1 protein-coding gene (cut by a window edge) is annotated in these 11,710 nt (G+C 71.4%); it reads right to left on the reverse strand.

All coding sequences use genetic code 11. The annotated features are described in order from the left end of the window. Positions 1-11,344, reverse strand: partial view of a protein-glutamine glutaminase family protein gene (locus tag ACWD38_RS23070; RefSeq protein WP_450124886.1) — the start only. 18,290 nt of this gene lie to the left of the window's left edge; only the first 11,344 of its 29,634 coding nucleotides appear in the window; its start codon is at positions 11,342-11,344; the stop codon falls past the left edge of the window. Positions 11,345-11,710 lie beyond the last annotated feature (366 nt).

Consider the following 11,710-nt stretch of genomic DNA (forward strand, 5'->3'; position numbering starts at 1 on the left):
AGCTCTCGGTGTCGGAGTCGCGGGTGCCGTCGCGGGCCGGGTCCTCGACCAGCACCTCGCCGTCGCGGGCGGGGGAGGTGCCGCGCGAGTCGGGTCCGCGGTCCTCGGAACGCGTCGAGCGCGAGTCGGACCGGACCGTGCCGTTCTGCTCACCGCCGCGGGACGTCCCGTCGCCGTCGCGCGCGGTCTCGCCACCGTCGCGGACCGTTTCCCCGCCGTCGCGGACGCTCTCGCTGTCGCGGGCGACTTCGTCGGTGTCGCGGGAGGTCTGCTCGTCGCTGCGGCTGTTCTCGGCGTCGCGCGTGTTCTCTTCGCTCCGGCGGGAGGATTCCTCGCCCTCGCGAGCGATCTCCTCGACGCTGCGGGTGTTCTGGTCGTTCTCGCGGGAGGTCTGCTCGTCGCTGCGGGTGTCCTCGGCGTCGCGCGTGTTCTCTTCGCTCTTGCGGGAGGTTTCTTCGCCGCCGCGAGCGGTTTCCTCGGTGCTGCGGGTGGTCTCCTCGCCGGTGCGGCCGGTGCCGTCGCCGTCGCGGTCGGCCGAGAGCTCGGTGTGCACCGAGGACGCGTCGTCGTCCAGGTGCGGCGGTTCGAGGCCCATGGCGCGCAGGCCGTCGGCGTCGGTGCGGACGTAGACGGTGTCCCGCGCGGTGCGCGGCCCGTCGCCGTGGGTGGCGTCCCGGTACTCGGGCGTGATCTTCCAGTTGGCGTCCGCCGTGACCAGGTACGTCTCGCCCTTGGAGGTCTTCCAGGTCTCGGATTGCTTGCCCTCGTAGTCGTTGTGGGATTTGTGCTTCCACTCCAGCGACGGGGCGTTGAGACCGGCGGTCGGCGCGGTCCGCACGTTCACGCCGGGCTCCCAGCTGCCCTGGGCGTGCTGGGTGGGGAAGATCGTCAGCGGCACCCGGATGTTCGGCGCGCGCCAGCTCGGCCCGGACTTGTGCTCTTCCTTGCCGGTGCTCTTCTTGATCTCGTCGAGCGTGATCTCCTTGCCGGGGGAGGGCTCCCCGACGGGCTGCACGTGCGCGTTCTCCAGGCTCTCGACCTGGAAGTTGAGGGACTTCAACGGGTTCCCGTGCCCGTAGCCCGCGCTGTAGTGGTTGTCGTGGTCGAGCCCGCCGATGCGGTAGCCGTCGCCCATCGCGGCGGGCAGGTTCGCCGACAACGCGGCGCTGGAGGCCCCGGTGTTGACGGTCTGCCGGGTCCAGGTCGCCTCGCGCGGCACTTCGTGGCGGGTCCGGGTGGACGGCTCACCGGGCTGCACGCCGTCGAGGATGTCGTCGACCACGCCGCCGACGTTGCGCGAGTTCGCCACCGAGTGGTGGTTCTCCGGCAGCGTCGAGATCGGGTCGTGCGGAGTGTGCGTACCGGCGCCGAGATCCCGCAGCGGCACGTACGAGTTGACCGCGTCCGGGATGGTGCCCAGCGCGTGCGTGCTCGGCGACCCGCCGGACGCCGCCCAGCCGAGCAGGCCGAAGGTCAGCGTGCGCGGCGCGCGCCCGGCGTGGGCCGTCTTGTTGACGGTCAGGTCCAGGTCCAGGTCGCGGGTGTAGCGCGCCGCGTCGCCCGAGGTGGTGTGCGAGCGCGTCGTCTCGGTGACGTCGCCGGTGACCTGCTTGCTCTCCGAGGAGAAGCTGAGGCCGGTGCCCGTCGCCCAGCCGGGACCGCGCATCGTCGTGTGGTCCGGGAAGGTCGGGATGCTGACGCCCGCGGCGAGATCATGGGTGCGCTTCGCGGTGGCGGAGTGCTCCTCGGTGATCTTCGTCTTGGTGGTGTGCTCGTTGGACCAGCCCTGCTCGATCCCGGTGAGCCGGCCCGTGGACGGCGTGCCCTTGAGGTTCAGCGAGACGTCGTAGGAGCCCAGCGGCCCGCGCACGGTGGTGGACCAGGTCTTGCCCGGCCCGTTCAGGTCGGCGTAGAGGCCCTGCAGGCCGCGCGGCGAGATGTCTCCGGTGATGTCGGCGAGCAGCTGCTCCCTGGCCAGCCGGTCGCTCTTGCCGAACGCGGCCTTGCTGATGCCTTCGAGGGTGTGCTCGTAGGCGGAGCGCAGGTTGTGACCGATGGTCTCGTTGGTGATGGCCTCGTAGAACCGGCGCAGCACGTTCGGCGGCACTTCGGCGGGCGGCACCAGGTCGAGGGCCTGCTTCACGCCGTCCAGCAGCCGGGTCGTGACCTCGGGGGAGAAGCTGGTCGGGTTGTGCTCGTCGATCTGCGGTCGACTCTGCGGCGCCCGGTTCTGCGTCGAGTCCGAATCCTGCTCGACGGGGCGTTCCGGCTCCTTGCCCTTGTCGCGGGACGGTTCGGCGCGGTCCTCGGAGCGCTGGTCCTCCGCGCGCTGACCGTCTCGCGAGGTCTCGCCGACGTCGGAACGCTCCGGGGACTCGAAGGCGACGCGCTTGCCCTTCGCGTCCGTCGACCGGCCCTGGTTCTCCGGCGGGGTGTTCTCGGCGGCGGGGTCCTTGACGGCGGAATCCTCGGCCGCGTTCTCGGTGCCCGCGGTGTCGGAGTCCTTCGAACCGGTGCCGTCGTCCTGCGCGCGCAGTTCCGCGACGCGCTCCGGCGGCAGCCCCACCTGGTCGATCTCGCTCTTGGGCACCCACACCTGCACCGAATTGCCGTGGTGCGCCTGGGAATGCTGCCAGTCGCCGATGCCGTTTCCGTCGTAGGCGTTGACGCCGACGTGGTCGACGTCGCGTCCGCTGAGCAGCATCGTGCTGTCGTATGTGACGAGGTAGGCGGGGCCGCGGTACTTGCGGGTCGTGGTCTGCTCGAACTCCGACTTCACCGAGTCGCCCTCGACGCCGCCGCGGGCGTAGGAGTAGCCGCCCTGCGGACCCGCCCACACCCGCTGGTGCGGCACCACGGTCAGGGCGGCGCCCGCGTTCCCGCTGTGCTGCGTGACGGTGTCGGCGCCGTGGCCGGTGGATCCGGTCGTCTTGTCGGTGAAGGTCAGCGTCACGTTCTCCGCCGGCGCCCCGACGCGCGGGTTGCTCAGCGCCAGCTGCATGCGCGCATCGCCGAGCCGGTCCTTGAAGCCGAGGAACTCACCTTCGCCGTAGCGGTGGACGGGGGTGCCGTAGGTGCCGGTGGTGGCGCGGTCGAGGTTGGCGGCGACGTTGTCGTGGCTGCTGAAGGTGTGCAGCTGGTGGTCGGCGATGTGGGCGTTGTCGCCGAAGTCCCCGAGGTCCTCCCGCAGCCGGGAACCGGCGCCCTCCGGGAGGTCCAGGCCGTGCACCACGAAGTGGTGCGGCAGCTGCCCGGCCTGCCACTCCGCCGGGCGCTGCGGCGCGTCGTGGTCGACGCGTTCGAAACCGCCGTCGAGGGCGAGCGGGTCCCGTCCGGTGAAGTGGGTGCGCCCACCGGTCTCGGTGGTGACCTGGGCGTCTTCGACGGTGCGCGTCGTCGGGGAGTCCGCCCCGAACACGGTGATCTTGTAGTCGACGCCGCGGGAGTGTTCCTGGGTGCCGGAGTGCGCCTTCCAGCCCTGGCCGTGCTCGTGGCCGGTGGAGGACTCCAGCGCGGTCTGCTTCCCGCCGAACTTGTGATCGGTGCCCGCGTTGCCCTCCAACGCCCGCACCGTCTGCGTGGAACCGAAACCGCCACGACCGGTGACGCCCCAGCCGGCGGTGTTGTGCGAGGTCACGGTGTCGCTGTGCGCGGTCTTGCTGGTCGTCGAGGACTCACCGCGCAGCGTCGTGTCCGACCCGGGCAGGCTGCGCGTACCGCCGTCCTCGCGGGGCACCGCCTCGATCAGCACTCGCACCAGGTCGTTCGGTGAGGCCGTGCCCGCGTGCACGTCGCGGGTCAGCAGGAACGACATGCCGTCGCCGTTGAGGTCCGCCGAGTGCGTGGTGAAGCCGGAGTCGGACACCAGCTCGTGGACCAGCGACTCGTTGGCGGTGACGTGCGGCTTGTCGCCCAGCACGTTGCCGACGGCGTGCAGCACCGCGTTCGGCATGTGCCCGCGCCAGCCCGCGCCGTCCTTGCTGAGCACCCCGTCGGGAAGCATCTCGCGCAGTTGCTGGGAGACCTCGTCGACCCGGGTGAACCGGGATTCCGCCGCGCCCAGCACCTTCTGCGGCGCGAACGCCACGTCGGACGAGTTCCGCCCGCTGCTCGCGGGGGTCCCGTCGCTTTCGACGGTGAAGGTGGTCGCGCTGCCCCGCGCCGGTTCGGCGCTGTGCGCGCCCGGCTCGCCGTCGGCGCCGCGGTGCTGGTCGTCGAAGTGCACCCGGACGTCGTAGGTCAGGTCGGTGCGGCGGGTCTGCAAGGCGCCGTGGTCGCTGCGGAACGTGTTGCTGGTCGTCCCGGAGGTGCGGGTCGTGCCGTGCTCGTCGCTGGCGCTGCGACCGCCGTGGAACTCGGGCCGGAGGTCGGCCCGGTCGCCGTAGGAGAAGCTCGGCTTGCCCGGGTCGGAGGCCTTCTCGCCCAGGCTCCAGTTCATCCCGAACGCGCCGGTGCCGGTGAGGTCCGTCGCGTGCTTGCCGCCGGTGGTGGTCGTCTGCTCGGTGGTGCGGCCGATCTCCTGCGAGACGATCTTCGACTCTTCGTCGGCCTTCTCGGACACCTCGGTGTCCGATCGCTTCGGCGGCTTGGGCTGGCCCGATTCGTCGGTTTCCGGCTCCGACCGGCGGGACGACTCGGCCTCGTCGCGGGGGGTGCCGGAATCGCCGTCGCCGCGCGAGGTCGAAGCCTCCGGGTCGAGGTCCGCGGTGGACAGGCGGGACGTGCCTTGCGTGGCGGTGATCTCGACCCGCGCGGAGTGCTCGCCGAACGCGTCGTGGAACTTCACGTCCTTCACGAGGGTGCCGCCGTCGAGCAGCACGTCGCCGTGGCGGGACAGGTTTCCGCCGCTGACGAGTTCCTCGACGTCGTGGCGCAGCTCGGAACCGATCTCGTCGGTGCGGCCGCGCCACTTCGGATGCTGATCGAGGGTCCCCGCGACGCTGTCGAACAGGGCCTGTCCGCCCTGCAACAGCGTCGCGCGCGGCCTGCGCTCCGGGACTCCGGTGACGTCGGTGGTGTTCTTGCCGTAGTCGCGCAGGATCTCCGGCGAGCTCAGCCGCGTGTCGCCCTGGTGGCGGCCCGCGCGGTGGTCGGTCCGGCCGTCACCGGTGCGGACGGTCACGTCGTGCAGCAGGTCGTGGCTGCTCTGCCGCCAGTTGTTGACCGGCGTGTGGTTGGAACCGGTGCCCAGCTCGGTCTTCGCGCCGGTGCTCGCCGTGGGCTGCGAGGTGAGGCCCTGGAACCCGCCGATCGCCTCGAAGGTCCGGAAGGCGGTCTCGGTGCCGCGCGGGAACATCGCGTTGAAGGTGAACGGTGCGTCGCGTGAGGTGGTGGCCGAGACCTCCTGGGAGGACTTGGCGACTTCCTTGTTCGGCCCCGTCTTGACGGTGCTCATCCGCGGGTCGCGCGGACCGGGGTTCGGCTGCCCGTCGCTCTTGGTGGGGTCGGAGGCGTTCACGGCGCGGCTCGCGGCGGAGCCCTCAGCCGGTTCGGCGGCCTTGGAACCGCCCGCCTTCGACGTGCCGGCCGTGGAACCGTCGGTCTTCGAGGTGCCGGCCGTGGAGGTGTCCACTGTGGAGGTGTCGTCGCCGGGGCGGGCCTTGGCGATGATCTCGATGGCGTCCTTGCCCTGGCCGTCGCTGAGCACCAGGCCGCGGCTGCCGTTGAGCGGCGTCCACTTGTCTTCGAGGGTGATGTTGGACAGGCCGTGCAGCAGCCGTTCGCGGCGCGCTTGCGGCACGCCCAGGTCGGTGAGCATCTCGTCCACGTCGGCGCGCAGCGTGCCGCCCTCGACGTTGTCGGCCTTGACGGCGCCGATGTTGCGCAGGTCCCGCAGGTGCTGGGTGCGTTCGCCGACCGGGGAGGTGAACGAGGTGCGGGTGGTGTCCACCGGCGGGTCGATGGTGATGATCGCGTCGCCGGAGCGCTCCGGGGCGCGGGACTCGCGACCGTCCTGCTCGGTGCGCTGCTGGTCCTGCTGCTGGTCCCGGTTCTGCTGGTCCTGCTGGTCGCGATCCTGCTGGCTCTGCTGGTCCCGGCTCTGCTGGTCGCGGTTCTGGTCCCCGGCGCGGTCCTCCGGAGCGTCGTCCCGGCTCTGGCGGCCGTCGCTCTGCGAGGTGTCCTCGACGCGGATCTCCGGCAGGTCGAGGTCGTCGCCGCGGGCCGATCCGGTGCCGGTCTCGCTGGCATCGTCGCGAACGAGGCCGTCGCCCAGTCCCTGTTCGGCGAGGTCGAGCGGATCCTGGTTCTGGTCCGGCCGGAGTTCCGGCAGTTCCAGGTCGTCGCTGTAGACGGACTCGCTGTCGTAGTCGCGGGTGAGCCCGTCCTCGGACCGGTTCCCGACGCCGTCGCCGAGTCCTTGCTCGGCGAGGTCGAGCGGGTCCTGGTTCTGGTCCGGCCGGAGTTCGGGGAGTTCGAGGTCGTCGCTGTAGACGGAGGAGCCGTCGTCTCGGACGAGGCCGTCGCCGAGTCCCTGTTCGGCGAGGTCGAGCGGATCGCGGTTCTGGTCCGGCCGGAGTTCCGGCAGTTCCAGGTCGTCGCTGTAGATCGAGGAGCCGTCGTCTCGGACGACGCCGTCGCCGTCGGACCGGTTCCCGGTGCCCTCGCCCGATTCCCGTTCGAGGAGTTCGGCCCGCAGCTCGGGCAGTTCCAGGTCGCTGAGCGCGGAGTCGTCGTCACGGGTGAGGTCGCCCTCGGCGTCCGCCCGCTGTTCGGCGGGGCCGCGCTCCTGGCCCTGGGCGTCGGAGTCCTGCTCGCGCGTGGGCTGCTCGACGGCGACCTCGTCGACGGCGCGACCGTCCACTGCGGACTCGTCCGGGCGGCGCACCGGCGCGCCCTCGGAGCGCGGTGGCAGGTCCTGCAGCTCGTAGGTCTCCGCGGCGCGCCCGGCGGGTTCCGCGGTGGTTCGAGCATCGGACGACTCTCCGGCCCGCACCCGCGCGGAGCCGTTCGAGTCGAACAGCTTGCTCATGTCGCGGAAGAAGTCGGTCGTCGCCGACCGCCACCGCTGCGAGCGCGAGGGCCTGCCGTCCTGGCGGGTGGAGTCCTCGGACCTGCTGCCGACGGGATCGCCGGTCCGGCCGCCCGGGAGGTGGTGCGGTGCGGCGCCGTCGGCGTCGACCGGGTCGAGTCCGACCGCGGGCCGGTTCCCGGCGCCGTCGTCGACGGTGATGTCGCCGTCGAAGATCCCGTCGTCGGACCCGAAGATCCGGTCCACGGCGCCGTTCATGGAGTCGCCGAAGTCGGACGCCGCCTGCGGCACGTCCGGCAGGTCCGAGTGCAGCGCCTCGGGCGGGCGTCCCGGCGCGAACCGGACCAGCGGTTCCCCGCCGATGTCGTGGCTGCCGATGATCAGGTCGTAGATGTTGCGCTCGTAGGTGCCGGGCAGCGTCTCCCAGTACCGGTGGGCGCCGTGCTGCACGCCCATGTCCTCGTCGACCATCTGCCGGACGTGGTCCTGGTAGGCCGAATCCGGCAGGACGCGGCCGTCGTTCGCGTCCCGGATGTTGAAGACGTCGTGGTCGCCCGCCACCGGCAGGTCGCCCACCGGCCGGTCGCCGCGCATCAGTTCCGGCCCGGTGCGGACCTGGCCGTCGACCACCCGGTACTGCCCCTGGTGCTCCAGGAGCCGCATCTTGTCGGACAGCTCCTGGTACTCGCGGAGGCGGAAGTCCGACCGCGCCTGCAACGCGTCCGCGGCCGGGTCCACCGGGTCGAGGCCCTCCGGCATCCGCGGCGCGAAGAAGCCGACCGAGCCGATGCCGTGCGCGGGCGCGCCCAGCTGCACGTCCAGCTCGTTGATCGTCTTGGCCTTGATGTCGATCGGCTTCGGGTAGGCGCCGTCCTTGAGCAGCCGCACCGAGTCCGGGTTGGTCGGGCGCACGTCGATGGCCAGGTTGTGGCGGTCGGCGTAGCTCTGGAGCCGCTGCTGGTTCTCGGTGGGGATGCCGTAGGTGCGCTCGATGACGTCGGGCGAGAGGTTCTCGCCCGGAGCCAACCGGTTCCAGCTCTGGTCGAGGCTTTCGCGCGCGGTGGGCGTCTCGCGCTCGATCTCCGAAGCTCTGCGGCCCTCGGGCTCCGGCGTCCGGTCCGACTCGGTGGTGTCGCGCGACGCGTCCAGCAGGTCCGCCTCGGACGGCCGCTCCATCTCGAAGGCGTTGCGGCCCGGCGTCTCACCCGGATCGGCCTCGCCGTCCCGCGGCGCGGTGGACGGCTGGCGCGCCGAGTCCTCCGTCGTGGTGTCCGGGGCGACGAACGAGTCGCCGGACCGGTCCCCGGTCGTCGCGCCGTCGCTGTTCAGCTCGGACGGCGCGGACGAGTAGCGGTGACCGCCGGAGTAGTACGGGTCGTAGGACCTGGACGGGTAGTACGAGTCGCGAGTGGAACCCGAGTAGGGGTCGCTCGTCGGCGGGGCGTAGTACTGCGCCGGCGGGGGCGGTGGCGGTGCGGGCGTCGAGTAGTACTGGACCGGCGCCGGTGCGGGCTGCTCGTAGTAGTGGCTGGAACGGCGGTGCCTGCGGTGGCCGGATTCCCGCTGCTCGTAGCCGTCGTAGTTCCGGCTGGAGCGTTCCCGGCCGCCACGGCCGCCGCCGTCGTAGGCGTCCCTGTTGCTGCCGTAGCCACCGCGATCGGTGCCGCCATAACCGCCACGATCGGTGCCGCCATAACCACCGCGATCGGTGCCGCCGTAGCCACCGCGATCGGTGCCGCCATAACCGCCGCCGGAACCGGAACCACCCGCATCGTCGTCGAGGTTGAGGTTCTCGAAGCCGAGGCTGCGCTCGTGCAGCGGAGTGACCCGGTCGATCGGCCGCCCGTACGGGTCGAGCTCGATCGACATGAACTGCGCGCCTTCGTAGATCGGACGGCGGTCCACCCGGCCGTACTGGGAGTCGACCCAGAGCACGTCGCCGTTGTGGTTGACGGCGTTGACGGCGTGCACGTTCCCGTTCGGCCGCTGGAAGATCACGATCGCCGACGAGCCGTGCCCGTGGCTGGTCAGCCGGTTCGCCACCGCGCCCAGCGTCACGTCCCGCGGCTCCGACGAGGTGCGCCATCCGGCGTTGAGCCAGTCGCCGCCGCGTCGTGAACCGGATTGCTCGACCGCGTTCGGGTTGATGTTGTTGTGGGCGTCGTACACCGGTGCCGCCACGGTCGGGCGGCCGTACCAGGTCGACAGGAACGACAGCGCGCTGTCGAAGCAGTTCGTGCGCCTGCCGCCGCGCGGCGGGCCGGGGTTGATCTGCTGCACCCAGCCCGCGCTGCCCGCGTCGGTCAACGTGGAGTTGCGCGGGTTGGAGCGGTTGAGCGCCCGCACCGGCCCGGCCAGCGCGAACGTCGCGCCACGCGGGTTCGGGAACAGCGCGGGAGCACCGGAGCGGTCCCTCGGGACCGACGCTTCGAGGCGCCGCTGGTGGCTGCTGCGCGGTCGTTCCAACTGGCCGGGGCCGTAGGTGCGGGTGTTCCGGACGTCGGTGAGCGGAGCGGCCGGGTTCTCGCTCGGGGGAGGTGCGGGGACCCGGTCGCGGGGAGTCGCCGCCGGCCGGTGCTCGGTCGGGTCGGTGTCGCGGGACTGGGTCTCGGTGCCGGGCGAGCGCTCCGGGCTCCGGCTGTTGTCCAGCACGGAGGAGATCTGGTCGAGGTTCTTGGGCGTCAGCGTCGGCGCGACCGCCTCGTCCGGGCTGCCCTTGCGGCCCTTGAACGCGTCGAGGCCCATGACGCCGGGCTCGTTGTCCCGGTTGAACAGCATCGACTTGTCGCGGTAGCCCTCGCCGAGCCCGAGGAAGTGCATGACCTCGTGGACCAGCGTCGCGCGCGGCTCGTCCTTGCCCCACGCGCCCTGCGTCGTGTTGCTGTGCTTGGTGATCCCGTTCTCGGCGGCCCGCTGCGCTTCCGCGTCGCTGACCAGGTTCACCACGTCGACCACGGCGTGCGGGTCGTTCCGGGTGAACTCGACGTTCACGTGGAACTGGTCGCCGTTGCCGAGGCGGTAGTGCCCGTTGATCTCGGTGTTGAGCGAGTTCCGGACCCGGTCGGCGACGGCCTGCATGTCGGCGCGGGTGATCCCGTCCTCACCGGGGCGCAGCCCCAGTCGCACGGTGAACTCGGAGACGTGGCCGCCGTCGCCCAGCGGGATGCGCCGGTGGTCGTAGCGGATCATCGTGCCCGCGCCGTCGAGGAGACCGGACTTCGGGCCCTTGAACCCGTGGACGCCGGGGTCGAACCGTTCGGTGCGGACCTCCGTCCACGGCGTCCTCTTGCGGGCGTCCTGCCACGTGGACGGCTCGCGGAACGGCTTGTCCCCCTTGGGATCGCGCGGCGGCCCCTTCGGCGGATCGTTCTTCGCGGCGTCATCGCCACGGTTGTTCCGAGCGTCCGGTTCGCCGTTGCGGCCGAGCGGGCCGCGAGTTTCCGGTCCGCCGAGGGGCACGACGGGCGTGACGCCGTCGCCGCGGCGGCCGGCGGTCGTCCCCGTCTCCGGGGTCGCGGTGGCGGTGCGCGGCGGCGCGGTGGCCGACGGGGTCGGGGCGGTGTGCGTGGGCGTGTTCTTGCCCGGTGCGCTCGGAGCGTTGTCCTTGGTGGTGCTGGAGGTCTCCGGGCGCTGGTCGCCGCCGGTGCGCGTGGTGCTGCCGCCGGATTCGGTGCTGACGTTGGGCTTCCCGCTCGCGGCGGGCTGCTGCGCCGGGGTGTGCGGGGTGCCGGTCGCGTTCGGGCTGGGGGTGTTCGCCGTGTTCGTGTTCGGCGTTCCCGTCTGGCCCGTCTGGCCCGTCTGCGGGGCCGTCGTCGGATTCCCGCCGCCGTGCACGGGCGCGACTCCGCCCAGCGGTGCGTTCGAGTTCTCCTGCACCGGAGTGACCGCGCCATCGTCACCGGAATCCCGGTCGACGGTCGAGTTCTGGTCAACCGAGGAGTTCCGATCGACCGTCGAGTTCTGATCGACCGAGGAGTTCCGATCGACCGTCGAGGACTGATCGACCGAGGAGTTCCGATCGACCGTCGAGGACTGATCGACCGAGGAGTTCCGATCGACCGTCGAGGACTGATCGCTCTGGCCGCGGGAAGCTCCGCCGTCCACGAGCCCGGAGTTCTGGCCGTTCGTCCCCTGGTCGACGTGCTGGGGGACGGGAGTCGTGGACTGCTGCGTCGTGTCGTTGGTGAGGCCGCCGTCGCCGATGCTGCTCGTAGGCGGCTGCGCGGGGAGGTTCGCGGTCTCGCTCTGCCGCGAATCGACGTCCGCGCTCTGCTCGCGGTTCGCCTCGTTCGGCGAGACGTCGCGGTCGGTGGTGCCGCCGTCGACGACACCGGTGACGGGCTGGTTCGACTGCTGACCCGGCGAGTCCTGCACCGCCCTCGGCGGAGCCTGATCCACCCCGACGCCCGTCCGCTCCTGAACCGGAGCGCTGTTGAGCTCGGTATCAGGCGACCCATTGCGAACCGAGTCACGCGAGCCGGACTGGCCGAGATCACGGGAACCGGACTCGTTGAAGTCACGCGAGCCGGACTCGTTGAAGTCACGCGAGCCGGACTCGTTGAAGTCACGCGAGCCGGACTCGTTGAAGTCACGGGAACCGGACTCGTTGAAGTCACGCGAGCCGGACTCGTTGAAGTCACGCGAGCCGGACTCGTTGAAGTCACGGGAACCGGACTCGTTGAAGTCACGGGAACCGGACTCGTTGAAGTCACGGGAACCGGACTCGTTGAAGTCACGGGA

The organism is Saccharopolyspora sp. NPDC002578 (genome assembly GCF_053592695.1).